General features: G+C 59.7%; 15 protein-coding genes. 2 read left to right on the top strand and 13 right to left on the bottom strand.

Annotated features, from left to right (window positions below):
* The 11 genes from C0V97_RS08265 to C0V97_RS08215 form a co-directional block, all read right to left on the bottom strand.
* Positions 1-8641 (bottom strand): filamentous hemagglutinin N-terminal domain-containing protein (locus C0V97_RS08265; RefSeq protein ID WP_158625382.1); only part of this gene is annotated, 8641 nt, incomplete at its 3' end.
* A 14-nt stretch (positions 8642-8655) separates the two neighbouring features.
* A complete protein-coding gene (locus tag C0V97_RS08260; protein ID WP_127102146.1) occupies positions 8656-10416 on the bottom strand; it encodes a ShlB/FhaC/HecB family hemolysin secretion/activation protein in 1761 nt (586 codons plus the stop codon).
* 37 nt (positions 10417-10453) lie between these two features.
* Positions 10454-11068 (bottom strand): invasion associated locus B family protein, encoded by a 615-nt coding sequence (locus C0V97_RS08255; protein ID WP_127102145.1) that lies wholly within the window; start codon positions 11066-11068, stop codon positions 10454-10456.
* 654 nt (positions 11069-11722) lie between these two features.
* Positions 11723-12634 (bottom strand): NAD(P)-dependent oxidoreductase, encoded by a 912-nt coding sequence (locus tag C0V97_RS08250; protein WP_127102144.1) that lies wholly within the window; start codon positions 12632-12634, stop codon positions 11723-11725.
* Positions 12635-12646: 12 nt separating this feature from the next.
* Positions 12647-13039, bottom strand: a complete 393-nt coding sequence (locus C0V97_RS08245) for a cupin domain-containing protein (protein WP_127102143.1) — start codon at positions 13037-13039, stop codon at positions 12647-12649.
* Positions 13040-13059: 20 nt separating this feature from the next.
* Complete coding sequence (locus tag C0V97_RS08240; protein ID WP_127102142.1) at positions 13060-13599, bottom strand: Rrf2 family transcriptional regulator; 540 nt, start codon at positions 13597-13599, stop codon at positions 13060-13062.
* A gap of 515 nt (positions 13600-14114) precedes the next feature.
* Entirely contained in the window at positions 14115-14633 is a 519-nt protein-coding gene (locus C0V97_RS08235) for a glutathione S-transferase family protein (protein ID WP_199751741.1), read from the bottom strand.
* Positions 14634-14830: 197 nt separating this feature from the next.
* Positions 14831-15229: an MAPEG family protein gene (locus C0V97_RS08230; protein WP_127102141.1), complete on the bottom strand. Its 399-nt coding sequence runs from the start codon at positions 15227-15229 to the stop codon at positions 14831-14833.
* 431 nt (positions 15230-15660) lie between these two features.
* On the bottom strand, positions 15661-16197 hold the full coding sequence (locus C0V97_RS08225; RefSeq protein ID WP_127102140.1) for an ester cyclase: 537 nt from the start codon (positions 16195-16197) through the stop codon (positions 15661-15663).
* Positions 16198-16200: 3 nt separating this feature from the next.
* Positions 16201-16917, bottom strand: coding sequence for an SDR family oxidoreductase (locus C0V97_RS08220; protein ID WP_127102139.1), 717 nt, complete (start codon positions 16915-16917; stop codon positions 16201-16203).
* 28 nt (positions 16918-16945) lie between these two features.
* Positions 16946-17968 carry a polysaccharide deacetylase family protein gene (locus tag C0V97_RS08215; protein ID WP_199751738.1) on the bottom strand — a complete coding sequence of 341 codons (1023 nt, stop codon included), beginning with the start codon at positions 17966-17968 and terminating at the stop codon, positions 16946-16948.
* A 101-nt stretch (positions 17969-18069) separates the two neighbouring features.
* Between C0V97_RS08215 and C0V97_RS08210 the strand changes: the two genes are divergently transcribed.
* On the top strand, positions 18070-18966 hold the full coding sequence (locus C0V97_RS08210; RefSeq protein WP_158625381.1) for a LysR family transcriptional regulator: 897 nt from the start codon (positions 18070-18072) through the stop codon (positions 18964-18966).
* Positions 18967-19145: 179 nt separating this feature from the next.
* On the opposite strand, the gene C0V97_RS08205 is transcribed toward C0V97_RS08210, so the two are convergent.
* The gene (locus tag C0V97_RS08205) at positions 19146-20138 is read right to left on the bottom strand and encodes an MDR family oxidoreductase (RefSeq protein WP_127102137.1); all 993 of its coding nucleotides are present in this window, start codon (positions 20136-20138) and stop codon (positions 19146-19148) included.
* 24 nt (positions 20139-20162) lie between these two features.
* Positions 20163-20558 carry a helix-turn-helix domain-containing protein gene (locus tag C0V97_RS08200; RefSeq protein ID WP_199751735.1) on the bottom strand — a complete coding sequence of 132 codons (396 nt, stop codon included), beginning with the start codon at positions 20556-20558 and terminating at the stop codon, positions 20163-20165.
* A gap of 100 nt (positions 20559-20658) precedes the next feature.
* Here C0V97_RS08200 and C0V97_RS08195 point away from each other — a divergent pair, with 100 nt between their 5' ends.
* Positions 20659-21693 (top strand): zinc-binding alcohol dehydrogenase family protein, encoded by a 1035-nt coding sequence (locus C0V97_RS08195; protein ID WP_127102135.1) that lies wholly within the window; start codon positions 20659-20661, stop codon positions 21691-21693.
* Positions 21694-21782 lie beyond the last annotated feature (89 nt).

Here is a 21782-nt window from a genome sequence, read left to right as displayed (position 1 = left end):
GCGTGCCCGTATTGGTGATGTCGCCATTGCGCGCCAGAATGCTCAGGCTGTTGCTGCCCGAAATCGTCCCGCTATTCGTGACGCTCGATCCCGCAAGCGACACGTCTTTCGCCGCAATCGTGCCGCCGCTCAGTGCCACATTGCCCGGGGCCAGATAGAGCTTCGGCGCCAGCACCGTCGCACCATTCACCTGCACCGGCACATACCAGACGATGTTCTGCGTCAGAGACGCCTTTTGCTCATCGCTCAGCGCCTGACCGAAAGTCAGCCCAAGGCGCTGCGCCTGATCACCGGCATTCGTGACCAGTTGCTGCATCTGCGACGACGCATTGACAAACGTCCCGCCAAGGAAGGTCTGGCCCGTCGCGGAAACAATCTGCTGCTGCACATATTGCTGGTCGAAATAGGAATCACCCAGGAAAGTGTAATCCGACGGTGACTTGCCCAGACGATCCACAAGATATTGCGAGCCGTGAAAGGCCGTCAGGCTGGTATAGGCCGGGTTCGTCTCGACCAGATAATGCGCCTGGGGCGACGGGTTAGGCACATAGAGCGCACTGCCCGCCGGAATGGAGGTAATCACCTGCATGACCGACGGATCGGCGCTGTTCAGAAAGCCGGGAAGCCGCAAATTCTGCGCTGCATCCGCTGCCGTCTGGACGCCTTCCTGCGGTAGAACGCCCCCGCCCGCCAGTGACGGGCCCGACCCACCTGAGGCGGGCCGATGACCGGAAAGCCCACCCCCCTCCTGGCCCGGCTGCAGGCCACCAGGAGTGAGTGTGCCACCATTCGGCATCCCGTTTCCGCCTTGGGCGAATGCGCCCGCATCGAACGCCCCAAGGCCTTCATGTCCTGCCTGTGCCGCAGCCTGCTGCCCGGCGCCCGATACGAACCCGCCAGTGAGTCCGCTGCCCGAAACACCGCTCTGGGCGCCAACCCCGCCGGACATGCCCAGATCGATATTCCCTGTCGGACGATCCGCACCGGGCAGAGTCAGGGCACCACCGCCTACCGCCTGACCATTCATGCCAGGCGCCGTCACATCGCCCGGCATATTGCCCTGGTAGTGCGATGCTGCGGCAAGCTGCTCGGATGTCGCGTGCTGGATGATGGTACTGTTATTGATCTCCCCGGCGAAATCACCGATCAGACTATTGGCGGCCACGATCGTGCCAGACAGCCCGTTCGAACGGCTGCTCCCCCAGATCTGGCTCGGCCAGGGCCAGCCACCGCCGGATCCGATCTGCCACCCACCGGGAAACCAGGGATTGGCAGCGTCTTCAGGGGGCATGTACCAACGGCAGGAATTTCCGTTATAGCAGGTCAGTGTGTAGGTGACGCTGGTATCGTAACCAACATTGTTCAACGAGCCGCCCTTGAGCGTCATGTCGTTGCCTGCTGCCAGATGGCTGGCATCGTTGGTGATCGTACCGCTGGTCGTCACCACCAGATCATGCCCGGCCGAGATGACAGACGGCGCGTTGGACGCGGTGGCGAGTGACCCCACCCCTGTCACTACGACCTTGGAGGCGTCCTTGCCGCCATAAAGCGCTACAAGCACGTAGCCTGAACCGGGTTTTCCATCTGCTGTCAGCAGGCCCGCGGGGGTCTGAACGGCCAGAATCTTCTGGCCCCAGTAATACTGGCCGGTATTGCCGATATTCGAGGGCGTCGGCGGATTGGCCAGAGCCTGATCATAGGTCTGGCTGTAAACGACCTGTCCCTGCTGATAGGTAACACCGCCAATGATATCATTGGTGAGGGAGCGCGCGCTGATGACGACATCGCCCTGGGCACTCCCGGTCAGAATCTGACCGGAGCTGTTCGTGACATCTCCGGCCAACTGACCGGATCTGCCCCCAATCGTCAGGTCCCCTGCGTCGGACAGGATCGCGCCCTGGCGGTTGATCAGACTCCCGTCCAAGGCAATCTGTACGCCTTGAGTGCCGCTGATCAGCCCGGTGTTGGTCACGCTGCCCGGCGTCGAGAGAGACAGCATGCCCCCCGCAATAAGAGCCCCGTTATTCTCGATTTCCGGGGCTGTGGCTGTGAGCCCGCCACCGGCAATGACACCCGCCCCGGCGCCGATGTGCCAGCCGGAATCCAGAGCAAGGCGCGCGTCACCCCCGGCAGAAAACAAGAATCCCCCGACATCCTGCGCCGTCGAAAAATCCAGATTACGCGTGGCCTGAACCGTACTGGCTCCTGCAATTGCACTGGTATAGAGCGTCAGATCGCGCCCCGCCTGAAGCGTTCCGCCAGTGAGATCGAACTGACGCATGCGCGCGCCCTGCCCGGCCGTAAGGGCGAGGTCGCCCCCTTGCGTCAGGATCGTACCCTGAGCGCTCTCGACCTGCTGTGCGGCAACGGAAAGATCCAACCCTGCCTGCAGACGCCCTCCATTGTTGAGGAGGTCGTCAAGCGCATGGCCTGCCGCATCTCTGGCCACGGATAGCGAGCCGCCCACGGCAAGAACCTGACCCGCATTGTTCGACAAACGGCCGGTCTGAAGCGTGATGTCGTGTCCCGCCTGCACCAGGCCATTATCATTCGCGACGGTTCCGGCCGAGATACGCACCGACCCGTCAGTGCCAATAATGCGTCCGCCTTGATCATTGCGCAGGGCAGAGGCTGTTAGCGACAATAGGCCCTGACCAGAGCCCATTTGCCCGGCGTGATTATCGGCATTGGCAGTAGTCACTTTGACATCCGCCAGACCGTAGATCAGGCCGCTATTGGTCAGATCTCCCGGCAGGGCGAGCGAAAGAGACCCGCCTGAGAGCATCAGATTACTGTTGGACAGGTGCAGAGCGTTCAGCGTCATCTGCTTGCCGTGCGCTGTCACCTCGCCAGCGTTATCAAGCCCGCCTTGCAGGGTAAGCGCGGCGTTGCCATTGGCAACGATCCCCGCCTGGGCGGCATTTTCCAGCGAGCCGGCATGGATGGAGAGAAGCCCCCCCGAGGACTCGGTCTGGATCAGGCCCTGATTTGTCAGGGCGCCCTCGCTTGTGAGCGCAAGATTACCCTGAGTGCTGGCAATGATGCCGCTCTGATTAATGCTGAGGCTCCCCGCCCGCAGCATCATGTCGCCCACCGAGGCGATCTTGCCCGCGCTTGAAAAGCCGTTTGAAACTGTCAGTCCCATGGCTTGACCGCTGGTGACCTGACTGCCTTCTCCGCCCTGATAGGAACCAGTGGTCAGGGTGAGCGCGCCCGTTGCCTGGATGGCCCCGTTCGTGTTCGTGACACTGCCGGTGCCCATCCCGTGCAGCGTGAGAGCACCGGCTTGAGCCAGTATCTGGCCATTGTCATTGGCGAGGTCGGCAAAGCCGATGGAGATTGGGCCGTTCCCCTGGATAATCCCCTGTGTGTTGGTTACGAGACCAAGCGCGCTATCAGTTCCGACAGAGACACCTGCCGACTTCGACAGAGCAAGCCCGAGCGTATTATCGAGCTGTGCCGCGACCAGCGCCACACTGCCGTCTGCCTGAAGAACACCGCTCCTGTTGTCTATGACGGCACCGGTCAGGGTGAGCGCGCCACCCTGGGCAATGATCCGCCCCGACTCATTGGAGAATTGTGCGGCATCAAGCGCGATATCTCCGTTCGCTGTTCCGATCTGCCCGCCAGTGTTATCAAACTGACCAGCCATGCGCGCCACGACGCCTGCGTCAGCGTAAACCACGCCCGTATTCGTCGCACTGTCCCCGACGATAAGCTGGGTCTTGGCAGCACTTCCGATAAAGCCTGAATTCGCGACGTCTTGTGCGTTGAGTGTCAGCGCGCCCTGACGCGAGACAAACGTGCCTGTGTTGCCCAAACTTCCCGTTATCGACGTGCCGATATCGCGCTGCGCGGCAATTGTGCCACTATTCTTCAGGCTGCTTGCCTCAAGCTGCAGGGTGCCGAGATCGCCCGAGGCCTGAATGGCGCCCGCATTGGTGACGGTCTGGGCCGTAAGCGCGAGAGTCTGGCCTTTTGCAGAGATGACAGCAGGCGAGTCAGCGCTTTGACCGGTCAGATTGGTGATACTCTGGGCAGTCAGAGTGAGGTTCCCACCGGCATCGATATGTCCCGCATTGACGACGTCACCACTCAGGTGCAGCCCCATATCGCCGCTGGAAGTCAGCATCGAGGCGATGGAACCGGTATAGGCGCCCGCGCCAAGGCTCAGATTTCCGGCACTCTGAATGATCCCGCCCGTGTTATCGAGCGCGCCATCACGTGAGAGCGCGATATCCATCGCGCCTGCGGTGGTTAGGATCGTGCCATCGCCGTTTGTCAGGGAATTTGCTTTGAGCGACAGCGATGAGGATGCCTGCAGGGTCGAGGCGTCATTCACGATCGCTGTGCTTGGCACGCCCTGTCGGCCAGCAATATCGAGTACGCCGTCGCGGGTCAGGATCTGCCCGCCTGCCCGATTGATCAAGCGGGCAGTTTCAATGGTCTGGCCCGTCTGGCCCTGCAGGATACCGCCCTCATTGAGGAGGCTATCCGTTTGTATCGAGAGATCCCTGCGCGTCGAGAGGATCGTTCCACCCGTATTGGTCAATGTGCCTGTTGTAATCGACACAGTTCCCGTATCTGCACCGATCTGCCCCGCGTCATGGTTTTCGAGCCCGTCTGCCGTCAGGGTGACGCCTTGAGTACCGTATAACGTGCCCGAATTATCCGCCGAAGTCGCGAATTGCAGCGACAGAAGGGACGATGCTGCCATGGTCCCGCTGTTTTGCAGCGATGACGCAGCAAGGCCTAGACTGCCCCCCAGAGCACTGAGCTTGCCCGAATTCACAAGCGTATCGCTGGCCGAGACGGAAACGTCTCCATTGCCCAGAACACTTCCGGCATTGAACAGGCCTGCCGTGACAATCCTGAGTGTTTTTCCGGCAGCCGAACTCTGGATGATCCCGCTATTGGACAGCGCGTCTGCGGTTTGCGCGGTCGTTCTGAGCGTCAGATCGCCATCTTTGGCGGCAATCAGCCCTCCGGAGGCATTGTTCAGCCGCGCGACGGTCAGGGTAAGAGCGGTTCCGCTGGAAATGAGGCCCAAGTTATCGAGAGCGCCAGATACGGTGAGCGCCACACCGTCATTGCCGAGAAGGGAGCTTCCGGAATCCGACTCGTAGCGCTGGGCCGCGAGCGTGAGTGAACCAGTTGCCCCGATCGTCCCCCCCTGGTTGAGCACGTTAACGAGCGCGCTGCTCCCGTTGGCAATATCCAGATCTGATCCCAGAGAGAGCACAGTCCCACCGTCGCGGTTATCCAGCGCGCTTATGGTGGCCGCGACCCTCTCCTGCCCCTGTATCGTGCCAGCCCGGTTATCGACATCTCCGGAGATCAGCGAGACGCCCCCGTTCGGAGCGATGATTTTCCCCTGGACGTTGAGGAGCGCTGCTGAAGTGATTGTCAGAGAGCCTGTGCCGTTGCCGATCTGACCACCGCTGTTATCAAGCATCCCTCCCACCCGGAGGATCGTTCCGCTCGCACCGTAAAGTGTGCCGCTGTTCCGCAGGGTGTTGCGTGATGAGAGGGTGAGCACTCCGTCTTGCGCGCCGATCTCTCCTGAAGACGAAAAATCATCGAAAGAGAGAGTCAGATCTCCTCGACCTGCCAGAAGCGAGCCTGTCATCGCGACACTACCGACCGCGTCGATATCCAGCCCGTCAGCAGACTGAATCAGACCTGCTCCGGTTAGAGCCGACGAGCGAACGTGCACCACCCCCGCATTCAGTGTGCCGATCTGGCCGTCATTATTCAGGCCCGCCCCATGGGCGACAAGATCGAGATCGCCGTTGGATGCGATGATGCGCCCATGAGAGCCGTTATCGAGCCCAGTTCCGGCCTCGAGTGTCATGGCATCTGTCGATTGCATCAAACCCTGGTTTTGTATGCTTCCGGATGCCTTCAGCGAGAGTCCGGAATCCGAAGCCAGGGAGGCATCTTGCGCGGATTGATACTGCGCCAGTTCGGCGTTCAGGGGACCTGAAGCGTAGATAACGCCCGCCCTACTATTTGTCAGAGCCTGCCCTGTGAGTGACAGGATGCCATTCTTGGCTGAGATCGTCCCATCAGTATTGTCGATGTCGCCCGATGCCGTCAGACCCAGCGCACCTGATGAGGCAACGACCCTGCCCCGGTTATTGGCAACAGAGCCTGCCACGACGGAGACCGCACCACTCTCCGCGCCGATCTGGCCGTCGCCATTATCAAGAGCGCCACCTGCCCTGATCGTCGTTCCTGTTGCGCCATAAAGCGTGCCGCTGTTACGTAGCCTGTCCTGAACGGACACAATCAACGAGCCGGTCTGGGCGCCGATCTGACCGGTTGAGGACAGAGTCCCAGCAGTCAGCGACAGATCACCCTTGCCTGCCAGCAGCGACCCATCCACCGATGCCGATCGGTCGAGATTCAAGCTCAGGCTATCGACAGACTGTATGAGACCAGACCCGGCGTAGCTCTGCCCCGCGAGGGTGACAGCGCCGTTAGTCAGGGTACCGAGCTGTCCGTTATTCGTCAGGCCGGTGCCCTGTGCCGTGACGGACAGGCCGCCAGTAGTTGCGACAATCTGCCCATGGGTATCATTGACCATTCCCCCCTGTGCACCAAGCGTCATGCCCTGCACCGACAGGATCTGGCCGTCATTCTGCACAGCACCTGATGCCATCAATTCCAGCGTCGCATCCGATGCCAGGGAGGCTCCCTGCGTCGCGGAATACTGTGTCAACTCGGCTTTAAGGGGGCCAAAGGCATAAATCACTCCTCCCCCGGTATTGGTCAGAGCCTGCCCAGCCAGAGACAGCGCGGCGCCAGTGGACGAGACCGTGCCCGCGCTATTGTCGATATTACCCGCCGCGGTGAGCAAAAGGGCACCCGATGACGCGATGATCTTACCCCGGTTATTCGCGATAGACCCTGCGTTGATGGAGAGTGCGCCCGTTCCTGCGCCTATCTGGCCATCGGAATTGTCGAGCGCGCCAGATGTCCCGATACTCGCTCCTGAAGCTGCATAAAGCGTGCCGCTATTGCGCAGCGTCGACTGCACCAAGAGGGACAAGGCGCCGGATTCTGCCTGAATGGTGCCCGTATTCGTCAGAGACTGCAGAGCCGCACCCGAGAGGCTACTGGCCTGAATAGTGCCGGAGTTGACAAGAGCTGGGCCATTGTCGAAAGACAAATCCTGTCCGGCAATAATGGTTCCCGCATTATCGAGCTGCGTCGCCGTGATCCGCATGGCGTCACGGGCAGTTATACGCCCCGTAGCGTCATTGCCGATTGTATTGGCCTCGATCGAGAGGGCACCTCCCTGCGCGGCGACTTCACCACCGCTTTGAGTCAGTCTTCCGCCTGCCCTGAGCGTGATCAAACCATTCTGAGAGGCGATTTGTCCGTTATTAGCCATATTACCTGCACTTTGCAGGGTGACTGGTCCCTCCGCAGCGAAAACGCCGCCAGCCTCATTGACGAGGGATTGCCCGGATGCGGCGAGCCCGCCGTTACTCGCAGCGATCGTGCCACTGTTGCGCGCGTCGTTACGCGCGGCAATGTGGATACCGCCATTGCCCGCAGATTTGAGGGAACCCGTGTTATGCACGCTTCCGGCAGAGAGAGCGATTTCTTGTCCGGCCTGAATCTGCCCGGATTGGGTGATCGTTCCCGAGGATGTGAGCTGCGTTGAGGCTCCTGACTGTATGGCCCCCCCCTGCTGCGTGTCCTGCCCCACAATCTCAATCCGGCCAGTCGCGCTCAGCGTCCCGTTCAGGACCAGTTGCCCGTCAGCCGTCAGGGTCATGTCGCCAGCATTGGCGGCCATAGTCCCGTTGACACGAACACCCGCACCGGCCTCATTGACGAGCATTGAGATCTGCCCGGCATAGAGACCGCCCAATGCCGAGCTGTCGATCGCAAAGGCGGGGGCAGCACTGCCATCCCGATTCAGCGCCTGTACCTGTCCGGTTTCATAATCGACCCTGTTCCGCCCAACGACGAGGCGTGCATTCTGGGCATTGACCGGAGCATTGAATGTGACACGTCGACTCAGAATATCGAGGACGGGAACCGCCGTGAAATTACCCCCCTGTCCTTCGAACGCGACATAGCCATCCTGTACCCTGAGAGCAGAGAGCTTGCCTGTTGTATCGATTTCGGAATGACCTGTGGTGAGCGTCACCCGGCTCGTGTTGATGAAACCGCACCCGTTACACGTGATGCCGTTTGGATTGGCCACCACAACATTGGCGCTCTGGCCCGCAACCTCAGTAGCGCCCAGCATCTGACTAGCGTGCGGACCGGTTACCTCATTGAGGATGACTTTTGCGCCCGTCCCATTGAGATTGGCATTGCCGTAAACATACCCCCCCAGCTGAGTCTGGGTCGCCTTGGTCGCGTTATTGAGGATTAGGCCCTTCTGTTCGACCCCGTATTCCGTGAACATGTTATGCGACAGACCTGCCCCATTGGGTGTCGCAATATTGAGTTGTTGAACACCGTTGGATGTTCGGTCCAGATTGGGCGCCGGAGCACCAGGCATTGAATGATTATCAATGACGATCGACGGCGCGGCCTGTTGGGCACTCGCTATGGCCGGTAACAGTGCGAGGTCCGCTGAGAGAAAGACAGCAAGGATCTTGCGAAGATATCTCATGGGGTGGTCGTTCATCAGAAGCGCACTCCGGCCTGAAATGCGGCAATCCAGCCCTCGTCAGGGAGCGGGCCATGGGCAATCGCATGTGTCGCAGAGGCCCCCCAGAACACGGGCCCGGATACTTTGCGCAGTCCAAAGCCCGCCCCGGCAATCGATCCCCCCCGTAGCGCTGGCGGCAAGTTGTCTGCGCTATATCCGAGCTTGACGAACCCGCCATCGATGATCCCGTAGAATTCGGTGCCGTCGACGAACAGGCGACAAAGAGTCCGATACATCCCACAGCGCTCGTGAAGATCGAGGGGGGCGAGGCGGTACGAGATATCGTCACGCACATAAAAGCCTTTATTGCCCACGAGCATCTGGCTCAGGAAACCGCGCACGGTGTAGGGGCCGCCAAGCTGCAGCTGTTCGGTCGCAAACTGGTTGCGCGAACTGAATTCACCGTGGAACGACACATGCCACGACAATCCGAACGGCAGAGGCTCGTAACCGTCGATATCGAGGGCGGGCTTGACGTATCTCGTATGGGGCTCGCTCTCGATCGGATGCGCAAAACTCGTTCGGGTCCCTGCGCCATCTGTCCCGAAGCGCACACCGAGCGTTAGGTACCAAAGCCCACCCAGGGCTTTGAGTGATTCACTGGCTTGCGTGACAACGGACGCCTGGCGCGCACTCTGCGTTTTCAGCCGGACATGATCGAGCGTTGAGTTGAATGATTTCAGTTCATAAAGTGCCTGTAGGGTGGTCACCCCGATACTGTTGCGCGCGACAACGCGTGAGACGCCAAAGCGGAAATCCCGGCGGCGCCCGCCCAGCCGGTAGTCCTCGCCCAGAGTCTGTAGATGATAGACATCATCAGACATCCAGAACCCGCTGAAGACAGACCATTTTCCGTAGGGAACCGAGCCATCGGCCGAAAAATACTGGGTGCCACGGTGTCCGGCAGATCCCACCAGGGAGTGGTCATACTCAACCGACCACATATCCAGCAGACCGAGCGCGTCCTGAGCCGTCAGCAGCGCATGGCCCGTTTCATGCCCCGTCTGGTACTGTCCGTTATTATCTGCCCATATCTGCCCGTGCACGACGCCAGGGTTCATCTGTTGCACCACAACTGACGAACTACCGGGCTTGTCACCAGGCACGATCTGCATTTTTGCCGACCAATTGGGCATACGATTCATCTGGTCCAGCCCCTGCTCGAGGTCGCGCAGGTTCAGCAGATGATCTCGCAGACCAGGGAATCCCATGAGTTCGTGATGTCGCGCAGAGATACCGGCGAAACGGATTGACGAGAGCGTGCCCTCGATCACGACAATGCGCAGGTGTCCAGACTGCAGGGATTGCTCTGGCAAATACGCTCGTGACGTTACATTGCCCTGCTGCACATAGGCCCGGTTGATATCGTCCAGCGCATGATTGAAGTCGCTGACACCGAGACAGCGCCCGGTGTAACGCTGCTCGACACCGCGTTTTGCCGCATCGCCGAGATGGGGAGCATCCTCGATGGACACCGCCCATACACGGACACAGCTATTCCCTCCCTTCATGGGAGCGGGATTGTTGAAGTGCGTATCGCTATCGGGTGGAGGCAACATGTCGAGCTGAAGCTGGCGCTGCCTGAAACGCTGGAACTGGTCCTGTGATGAACCGGGGCCGGCTGGCATCACAGCCGGTGGGTTGGTCCGCATGGGCACCTGAGCTTGTGCTGTGACACAGCAGAAGAGAGACAGACCACCCGTCAGGGCAAAGCGGGTAACGCGCGACGCAAACATGAAAACAGGCCTGATTTAGATACGCTGGAAAATGACGTCAGTGCGATGAAGGCAGAGCCATCAGTTGCTCGGTGGCGGCCATCGCATTGTCGAGGCCATCAAGCGCAAAATTGATCGTCAGCACGCCGTCGAGGAGTTTGTTGATCTGCATGTGTCCCTGCTTGCCATGTCGCAGGGCGCGGGCCTGCAGATCGGTCAGCTCGAGCACGGAAAGGCAGCCCGTCGGGATGCAGCTCTGCCAGGCAAGCGTCAGGGGAGCGCTGGTGTCTGTCACCAGACGAGAGGGGGTGACCAGCGACAAACCCAAAGGCGTCATGAGTGTCAGACGCCATGGCCGGCTGGAAATCGGCATCTTGATGGCATCCGGCGTTGCTTTCGCCAGAATGATCCCACCGATTGGCACGTCTTTCTTATCGGGCTCCTGCTTGAACAGGCGCTGTTCGACCGTGCAAATATTCGGCGCCGCATTCATAGAACCGGCGGGATAGATACAACGATACGTCCAGTTACCCACCGATCCAGAGACAGTCGCAGGAGACGCAGCCGGCATGGTTGCCGCCGGCGCCTTTTCCGTGGCGGCGAAACTCGGAACCGTGATAATTGTGCTGGAGATAGCGGAAAGGAGAAAAAGACGCAAAATACTGCGTTTCATAGTAGATACACCTGCAACATTCCTGTTGCGAGGCGCCTTACGCCTTTTCCATTATAAATTCAGTATTAAAATGGACGTCTCTATCAAAACTGATTGATCATTAACGGTATTATCGGAATTTGATACTTTGTGACGATATCATTAATGTCAGAATTAACCAGATAGAAAGCCCCTCTTATTGATCCGCCAGATCCTCCGAAGGATGAGCCGATTGCGATCCGAATCTTTGCCCGCTTCCTGAGAGACGAGACAAACCGAGATCCTGGCGGCTCCCGCAAAGGGTCATCCATAAACTCTGATTCTGAGCCACTCAGGAGAGGGCAAACAGGCGCGGCACCGCTGTCAGCCTCGGGAGGCCGTCACGGTATCTCGTGGTCTTTCGGAGCATCGTTTAAAGTGGGTGGCCACTGAAGTGTTCCCGTCCTGGGCTTCGTCAACCAGGAGGAGACGCCCCCTTACCAACGGGTCTGGAAGGGATGAACAATGAGGTAAACATCGCTATGCGGGGCGATCACACTCCAGCAACGCGAGGATTCCATTCGCTCAAGCCCTCCTGCTCGTCCGGACATCCCGCACGAGATGCCGAGCGTTGCTCGCGACCAGAAGCGCGATATGGGGAGCGTCAACCTCACACGCCTCTGGATCTAAACGCGATCAGCCGCAACTTGACCACGGGCAAGATCGGGCCTTCAGGGCGAGAGAGTTGCGCGCCTTGGAATTCGCGGCCCCGGACAAACAATTATGATAATAAAGTGCCTCGGCTCCAAAGCGCATCTGAGCCGTTGTGGTATCAAGTCGTTCGGGAACAGGAGCGTCGAGCCAGCGCGCGAAATCCCGAATGAATGCTGCCGCTTCGACAGGTTGGTCGTCCACGATATTGTAAATGCCCGTCGGGGCTGACAGCGCGGCCAATGTGGCGTCTGCCGCGTCCTCCACGTGGATAAAGGAGAAAACCGCAGTCCCATCGCCACAGATCGGGTTGTTGCCCGATCGGACACAGTCACTGAGCGGACCATCCCTCCAATACCAGGTTCCCGGGCCGTAAAAGAAGCCGTAGCGTAACGCTGAGCCAGCCACGACAGCAGAGGACAACACCCTGGCTTCTAGCTCGGCGTACATCCTGGCGCTTTGTCCGATATGTCCGGGCGCCTCGATCCGCAAGCGTGAGTGCTCGGTCGCGAGGCCTCCCTCCCCATCCAGATAGAAACCGGAAGATTGCTGAAGATAGCGCTGGACGCCGAATGCCTCTGCCGCTGCTAGGAGATTAGCCCCTCCTTCCAGGCGAAGCTGTCGATCGAACGGCAACCGTGCGGGCAAGTCCGCAGGGTCAGCGGGTAGCGAGGTAAGCTGATCGATTACGACGTCCGGCCTCACGCGATCGATCGCCGAAAACAGACTGTCTCGATCAAGGGCGTCGCCCGTAACCGGGATAGCCCCGGTTTCCGTAATAAGATCGATGCTTTTGGCCTTACTGGCTAAACCATAGGTCTCATAACCCGCCCGAATCAGGCGTTTCAGCAGAGGGCGCCCCAGGGCGCCGCTCGCGCCCGCAACAAATATACGCATCGACTCATCCTCTCACGGCTTGGCAGGCATGACGAAAGGAGAGGCTTGGTCTTTTACGAAAAAGGCCAGAAACTTTGCCGGTTCGGACTTGCTGGCATTGCGCCCGACAAGGTGCACATCTTGTGGACCTTCGAAGAAGGTTTGCCCTTTATTCAGGGTCACCGCCTTCTGGCCCTTGACCTGCATGACCACGGAGCCCTCGAGCACATAGACGAACACCGAAGCGTTGTGTCGATGAATTGGGTCGCTTCCGCCCGGCGGATAGTCCACCACGAGCATAGCGCCCTCCTTGCCCGGGACCCCTTGAAGTTCATGTGTCAGCAGCGGCGTCACCGCCGTTTCGGCTCGTGCGTAATTCGTGCTGACGAGTAACAGCGCCGTGGCGGCGCCCAATAGCTTCATCATTTGTATCGTCCTCGCTCTGGTTATCGTTTGGCGCTCTTTTTCTTGCGGACCGCTCCGTCCTTGCGCGTTTTCACGCGTGTCCCGAACCATGATTCGGCGTCAGCCCGGAATTTCGGCGGAGCTTTTTCCCGAACCAGACCGGCCAGATCAGCCAAAGTCGTTTCTGCAAGCTCCTGCCTCATGGCGTGCTCGGCACGAAGCATGGCCGCATGAATTCCACAGACTCCATGAGTAGCCCATGTCGGTGCGGCATCGGAAAACAGGGCACAGCGCGCCCGGATTTCCTGACAGTTGAAAAGGCTTTTCCTTCCCTCGATCGCATCCACGACCGAGAGAATACTGATCTCCTGCGCGGGCCTGGCCAGCATATATCCGCCCCTCAGCCCTTCAGAGGCGTGCAAGATGCCCGCCTTTTCAAGCTTGGGAAGCAGCTTTGCCACGAAGGCCCCCGGTATCTTCTGAAGATCAGCAAGATCAAGGCTGCTGACAGGTTCAGTGTGTTCAACGAGCCAGATCAGGCTGTGAAGAACGTATTCGGTGCTTGCGCCATAAAGTGCCATAACGCGGACAATATGAGTCTGCGTTCTGATTCGCAAGTGCGGTGTGTGAGAACTCGCGAGAATGTCGGCAGGGCGCGTTTGGCGGAGCAAGCGTCACTTCAGAGATGCATTGCGCCACTAAGCATATGAGGCATGTGACAGGGGCATCGCACTGGGCATCGCACTGGGCAATCCTCGCATCAACGCGTTATTCATGTTCTGCGAACCGACCACGGTTCAACCTGCCCCGGAACAAGCTTTTCTGCCCGCCGCGTTGCAGCTCTCGGCAAATGGAATCTAAGCGGGAAGCAGGGAGCCGTCAGACGCATTTCATGCCCTAGGTATCGAAGGTGACGCAAAGCCTGCCCGCGCAAGTCGCGCTACCTGAACAGGCCAACCCTAGGAGGTCAGGCACGCTTTCGGTATCGAGGCCCGCCTTGCGCCGTCAACGCCGCAACCAGGGTGCCGGCTCAAGGAAGGCGGGCCCGCGAGTTCCTCCCTGTTGGGGGCAGCTCCGAGCATGCGGCAGAAATCGCTCAATCCTGCGACGAGAGGAGCGCGTCATCAAGGGCGCGAGCGCGTATGGCCGCAGGGCGCGATGTCAGACGATAAAGATATTCCCCATTTTCGGATGCTAGCGTCATGCAGCCGAATTTCACGCCCCACTGAATTGGGGAGCCGAGATAAACATCCGCCCTACTAAAAGAATTCCCTGTAATATAGTCCCTCCCATCACCGAGAATGCCGCGAAGCGTATCGATGACAGATTGAAGCAAGCCATAGCCAGAGCGTCCCTGTGCTTGGGGGCTGTCTGGAACATGCAGGCCCAGCGACACATTTGTCGGTGCAGTTTCACAGGGGCCAGCGGCGAAAAGCATCCATCGATGGTACGCTGTGATCTCAACAGTCCCCGGGGCGGGAGAAAGCCGACGTTCGGGAAATGTTGACGCGAGATAGGCGCGGCAGGCAGCGACCTCGGTAAAAATCGCCTCACCATGCTCGGGCACAGGAACCTCGCCCATGGGATTGGTGGCGAGATAGTCTGCTGATTTCATCTGCGGCCCGAACGCCAACACTCTAGTCTCTTAGGGTTGTCCCGTTTCTTCGAGCATCCAGCGCACGATCCGCCCTCGAGAAAGGGGGGAGTGTAGAAAATGATCCGAGATATGGAAGCCCCCCTCCCTGATATCTCCAAGGCGCGCCTCGGGCAGAATGATATCCTGTCCTCCGCGGCAATGACCGGATGGAGCGCTTAGCCTGCTATCAACGCCCAGAGAACCAGCAGCAAGCCGATCAGAGAGCACATGAAAACGATCGTGCGTATGACCGGAATACCCGCAGCATAGAGCGGCAGATAGGCAATGCGCGCGCCAAGATAGATAAATCCGCCCCACATGGTCTTCCAGCCTTCATGACCTGCCAGAAGGGCGCCCAGCATCGCCGCAACAAAAAGCGGCAGGGTCTCGAAGAGATTGGCCTGGGCGCGGGACAGGCGCGCAGGAAGCGGCTGCAACGCGGGCATCTCCGCATCGCGTGCGCCCGTGTTCCATTTCGTCCCGTATTGCCGTGTCTTTGCAGCGCCTGCCCAGAGGATATTGACCAGCGCCAGCATGATCACGCCAGCGATTATATCGTATTCCGGATGGACCATGGGGCCTCTCGATGATGGTGTGGATGAACTGTGAGGGCGCAACAGATGCTGACACCGTCCGCACCCGCGGTCATTACGTTTGATCACAGACGATGTTCCACCCCCTGAGAAAGCTTGTCCCGAACACCGGGCTTAGGGAGTGACACGTGCAGAAGATCGAAAGGGAAGTGGTTCGCGGGTTTCCGGAAGTCTCGCGTCGGGCTACCGCATTCACGGATAACCTTCTGGGGAGCTCTGTCGTCACCAACGTCTCAATGGCTGGGCAATCGTCGTTCGGCGCCGCGCTCCGAACGCCAAATGAACGACCTGCTCGACCCCACGTGCCGGTCCGGGCCACGGCCTTGCTTGATTGCGTTGGTCCCGTTGCTCTTGAGATGCGTCCTGACTTTTCTCATCAACCATGGGAAGGCTTCCAACGAGTTGGCATCCGGTCACGGCACGTGCTGTATAAGGCCCATCTCTGTCTGAAGGGCCAGATTATCCTCCAGATGCCAGTTATCCGTGATCCGTCCGCCGGTTACCCTCAGCAGATCGGTTGCGATGAAATGGATCGTCTGGCCCCGTCCAAGATGCCCCCCCATCGAGCCGGTAAAATGACCGTCAAAATGCATGTGTACAGTGACATAGGGTCCCGACAAGACCATCCGTGTCACGGTCACCTGAAGGTCTGGAATCGCTTTCAGGAACTCCCGGGCGGCAAGGGCCGGCCCCTCTGGGCCGGCAACGCGGCCCGGCGGCGGCGTATGATCAACGAAACTTGGCGCGATAGCCCGTCTCAAAAGAGACCGGTCTCCAGTATTCCAGAAATCATAAAATGCGCGTGCCGCCTCAAGCGTTTCCCGCGCGTCTTCGGGTCGCTGCGGCGCTGGAAGCACGATCCCTGTGATGATAGCAGGAGTGCCGACAGGTGCAGCACGCGCGTAGGCAGGAAGCGCCGACAGTGTGAGGGCGAAGAGGATCTTGCGCATGAGTCAGCCTATCGCTCCGCCACCATCTACACGCACCGTAGAGCCCGTGGCGAAGCCGTTACGCATTACAAACAGGATCGCCTGCGCGATATCGTCAGCGTTGCCCACCCGTCCTGCCGGAAGGTGCTCCCCTGCCCGCGCGAACATGGCGGCGCGCTTGCCCTCGTCCATCTTGGCCCAAAGTGGCGTATCAATAAGCCCCGGCGAGACCGCATTCACGCGGATGGGTGACAGTTCGAGCGCCAACCCACGAACCAACCCTTCAAGAGCAGCATTGATCGCCCCCTGGAGTACGGAGGATGCGGAGGGGCGAACGCTCAGGAACCCTGACACCAGGGTCAGGCTGCCCGAAGCCGAGAGCCGTGCCGCCTTGGCGACGTGATAAGCCCCCCAGAATTTGCTATCAACCGCCTGACGGGCTTCGTGCATCGACAGGCTCCTTATCGGCCCGCTGGGTGTCTGCGCTGCCGAGATGACGATGTGATCCCATTCGGGATATGCGTTGAAGAAGGCTGCGACAGCATCGAAGTCTCTTATATCGAGCACCGTGCATCGGCAGGCGTCACCAAGCTCGGCGCGAGCACTTTCGAGTTTCTCCAAAGAGCGGGATACGATCGTGACAAGCGCCCCCTTCATCAGGGCGGTCCGGGCGGCCGCGAGCCCAATGCCCGAACTGCCACCGATGACAAGAATCCGCTTACCGTTTAGGTCGTAGGTCATGGGAATAGTTCCTCGAAGTGCGGTCATTTCAGGACAAAGTTCCGGGCAGGCCGGTGACAAGGGGGGAGCCGCGATGCAGCACCGGGGTGACTGATCGTGTGGCGAGGGCGTGTCGGGCAATCTCGTCCTTGCGGGCGAACCAGACACCGGGCTTGCTGCGCGCGTAAGTGAGGAAACGATCAAGCGCCCTCACCCGCCCTGCATGGCCCGAAATCCGGTCATGCAGGCTGATCACCATCATGCGGCGGCGCGTTGCGCCCTCGTCATAAAGCTGATCGAACTCGTCCTTCAATGCCTGCTCATAAGCCCCCGGATCCCACCCCTGGAAGGGGAAGGAAACGATGTCGTTCATGTGGAATGTATAGGGGACTGTCACGAAATCGCGGCCTCGCACCGGAATGATAAACGGCTCATCATGGCTCGGCTCATCGATATGGTAGAGAAAACCGAGCTCCTGCAGGCTTTCGAGGAAATGCACCGAATTACGCATCCAGTAGGCATTCCACCCTACGGCTCGCTGGCCTGTAATCCGATGGATCGTCTCCACGCTGCTGGCGATGAAGCGTTTCTCCTCATCGGGCGATAGCTGATAGGAGTTCTCCCAGCGACGACCATGGGCAGCGGCCTCATGGCCACGCCTGACGATCTCCCTCGCGAGGTCAGGTGCGGTCTCGACAGCATCGCCAATCATGAACGAACTGAGCTTGATCTCGTGTCTGTCCATCAGATCGAGCAGCCGCGGTATGCCCTCGTAATGTCCATAGGCGAAAAACGCATTGGTTGGCAGATCCGGGACATGCTGTGCGATCGGGTCAGGAATGACCCCGCCGGCGCCCGAGATCGGCTGACCGCCCCCCTCGAACATGAGAGACAGGCTGATGGCGAGCCGCGCTCGATCCGGCCAGAAGTCGCCTTCCTTCTGTTCCGACGGTATTGCTGCGCGGGCCTGCCCTGTGCGCTCGGCCAGCCCCGCTCCTGCTGCTGCGCCGCCCGCCATCATCAGGCTGCGGCGGGAAAGGGCATACTTATTCCGGGCTTCTGTCTCGGCCATGATGCGTTTCTCCTCCGTTTCTGGTTGAGAAATTGCCGTTGCCTTCGTCAGGAGAGTAGCCGTCGGTGAGGAGAATGATATTCTCCCCTCAGGAGATAATCATGCTCGACGCCCTGTCAGATTTGCGGCTTTTCACAAGGATCGCGCACCATGGCAGCATCACGGGGGCTGCGCGCGAACTCGGTTTGGCTGTCAACATGGCCAGCAAGCGCTTGGCAGGGCTTGAAAAACGGCTTGGCGTCACTCTCTTCATACGCACCACCCGCCAGTCTTCCCTGACGGAGGAAGGCGCTTTCCTGCTTGAACGCGCACACACCATCCTGACGGGGGTGGGCGATATTGAAGCCCAGTTCATGGAGCGTCGACGCGAGCCCCATGGCCTATTGCGGGTCGGTGCTCCCGCAGCGCTCGGGCGCCGCGTGATCGCCCCTCTCTGCGCCGCACTGATGGCGCAATGGCCGAATCTGAGGATTGATCTTCATCTGAGCGACCGCATTGCGGGGCTCGTCGATGAATCGCTGGATGTCGTGATCCGTATCGGGGCCGTAACTGATTCAAGTTTGCGCATCAGGAAGCTGGCCGATAGCTGCCGCGTGATCGTCGCCAGTCCTGATTATCTCGCCCGATATGGCACCCCATTGTCGCCAGAGGTGCTATCACGGCATGATGTGCTCCGTTACGGCAGCATCATGGACTGGGAACTGATCGGGCCCGGTGGACGCAGGATGACGATACGCCCCTCAGGCAGGCTCTACACTGACAGCGGCGACGTGGCCCATGACTGGGCGCGTATGGGGTTGGGACTGATATTCAAATCCGGCATCGACGTGGCACAGGACCTGAGCGATGGTACGCTGGTGCGCGTGCTATCCCAATGGCATGGCGAGCCCGCCCCGGTCTCCGCTATCTACCCGGCCGGTCGCCATATGCCTCACCGACTGCGTGTATTTCTGGAGTTGGTCACTGAGCGCCTTCGGAACGAGGTATACGCGCGCTGACAGGTGTGCTCTCGCTCCGCATCTGGTTCTGTTGCCTATCGAGACAGAACGCGTTCAGCACCCCATGATCGAATGGCGGCCCAGGTCGCGTTTATCACGCCTCATAGGCAGACGGGCGATCCATCCGGTTCGCGGCATATCTGGCTTCCCGTTTTCGCTTCAAGGCCCATAGCTGCGCGTCATTTGATCGCGACCAGCAGCCTGCCCCGGTGCCGCCCTTCCAGCAAGTCGTTCGCGGCCGCTTCGACATCGTGCAGCGTGATTTCGTGTGCCAGGGTCTCGAGCACTGCATGATCGACCTGTTCAGACAGGCGTCGCCACGCTTCCACTCTGAGGGCGCGCGGACAATACACGCTGTCGATTCCGATCAGGGAAACGCCACGGAGAATGAAGGGAGCCACTGTTGCCGGGAATGCCATGCCAGCGGCCAGCCCGCATGCCGTCACGACCCCGCGCGCTGCCATTGCCGCACAAATATTGGCAAGTATCTGCCCGCCCGCCGTGTCGACCGCGCCTGCCCATCGCTCATGCGCGAGAGGTTTGCCCGGTTGGGTGAACATGGTGCGTTCAAGAATTTCTGAAGCACCCAGTGAGCGCAGCCACGTGCCATGCTCTGGTCGCCCGGTCACAGCCTCGACCTGATAACCGAGACGGGAAAGCAGCATGACCGCGATACTGCCGACACCACCTGACGCTCCCGAGACGATGACAGGCCCGCTGCCGGGTAGGATCCCATGGCGCTCAAGTGCCATGACGCACAACATGGCGGTGTAACCCGCTGTGCCGATTATCATCGACTGACGGGGTGACAAGGTGTCGGTCAGGTGAACCAGCCAGTCGCCTGACACGCGCGCCATGCCGGATAATCCGCCCCAGTGCTTTTCACCCAACCCCCAGCCATTAAGCACGACACGATCACCCGATGAGAAGGCGGGATCATCACTGCGCGTCACCGTGCCAGCAAGGTCAATGCCCGGTACCATGGGGAAATGTCGGATGACGGGCGCGCGCCCCGTGATTGCCAGCGCATCCTTGTAATTGAGCGCGGAATACGCGACTTGAACGGTCACGTTCCCCGCAGGAAGGTCGCTTTCACGCATCTGGCGCAGCGTGACTTCCTGCCGGCCCGTTTCATCCCTCGTGATCACGAGGGCGGGGAAATCCAATGCCATGAACCTGTTCCTCTTCGCGAGAGATCACTGCGTTTCAGACACAGCCTCGATCTGTTCGGGAGCCACCGGGGCTCTTTTCGATTTGCCGAAGCCCGTATGAGCGTCGCCCCAGCTCTTGAGCGCGAGAATCACGGGCTCGAGCGTCCTGCCACGCCCCGTGAGGCTGTATTCCACCTTGGGGGGGACTTGCGGATAAATCTCCCGATGGATGAACCCGTCCTCCTCAAGTTCCCGGAGTTGCATTGTGAGCATACGCTGCGTTGCGTTGGGCAAAAGCTTGCGCAGGGCGTTGAAACGCAGCGTACCCTGCAGAAGATGGAACAGGATCACCCCCTTCCATTTTCCATCAATCAATTCGAGCGTGGCCTCGACCGCGCAGCCGGGGCTGCAATCGAGGCGCTTGTGGCGGATGCGGGGCATGACGGTATCATTTCCGATACTATGAACAGTATATGTGCGTTCTTGCGCTTGAGAAGTATAAGACCTCATCTCTGCTTCATACAACCATGGAGCAGAGATCATGCGTGCAATTGGTTTTCAGTCGCCCCATTCGAACGGGAGGGCGCCGACATTGCAGGATATCGTCCTGCCCGATCCCGTTCCGACCGGGCGTGATATCCTGGTCGAGATTCGCGCAATTTCGGTCAATCCTGTCGACGTGAAAATGCGGGCGGGTGCCAGACCGGCCCCGGGCGAATATCGCGTTCTCGGCTGGGATGCCGCGGGCATCGTCAGGGCAATCGGTCCCCTCGTGCGTGGCTTCGCGATTGGCGACGAGGTTTTCTACGCGGGAGACCTACAGCGTCCCGGCACAAATGCCGAAAGGCATCTGGTCGATGAGCGTATCGTTGGTCGCAAACCTCAAAGCCTGGACTGGGCGCAGTCAGCCGCCCTGCCTCTCACCGCGCTGACCGCCTGGGAGATGCTGTTCGATCGGCTGGAGATCCGTCGTGACGTTCCGGGCACGCACCCTTCCCTGCTCATCATCGGCGGCGCTGGGGGTGTCGGTTCGATGGCTATCCAGCTTGCGCGTGCCCTTACCGATATTACCGTCATCGCCACGGCCTCTCGCCCTGAAACGAAGGATTGGGTACAGGACCTTGGAGCGCATCATGTTATCGATCACCGCAAGCCGCTTGCTCCGCAGGTGGTGGCGCTGCAATCCGGTGCGCCGGGTTATGTCTTCTCCACAACAGCGACAACCCAACATTACGCCGATATCATCGAGCTTCTGGCGCCTCAGGGTCATTTCGGGGTGATTGACGATCCGACTGAGCTCAACGCCATCGCGCTCAAGCGCAAAAGCCTCTCGCTGCATTGGGAGTCCATGTTCACGCGATCGTTGTTCACGACCGCTGATATGGATCATCAGGGTAAAATTCTGAACGAGATCGCATCGCTCATCGATGCACGGCGCCTGCGCACAACGCTGGGCGAGCATTTCGGCCTCATCAATGCGGAAAATCTGCAGCATGCACACGCCTTGATCGAAAGCGGCCGCGCCCGGGGAAAAATCGTGCTCGAAGGCTTTGCAAGTGGGGAAGATGGGGCATGAGTGACGGCGCGGCCGATCTGGAAGGAAGATGGCAAGCACCAGGTGATACGCGCCTGTCAGCATAAAGGGCGGTCTCCATCACGCCCTAT

Origin of the sequence: Asaia sp. W19, from assembly GCF_003994335.1 — a bacterium.
Taxonomy (GTDB): Bacteria; Pseudomonadota; Alphaproteobacteria; order Acetobacterales; family Acetobacteraceae; genus Asaia.
The sequence above is the reverse complement of the archived record's forward strand: the minus strand, read 5'-3'. Positions and strand labels throughout refer to the sequence as shown.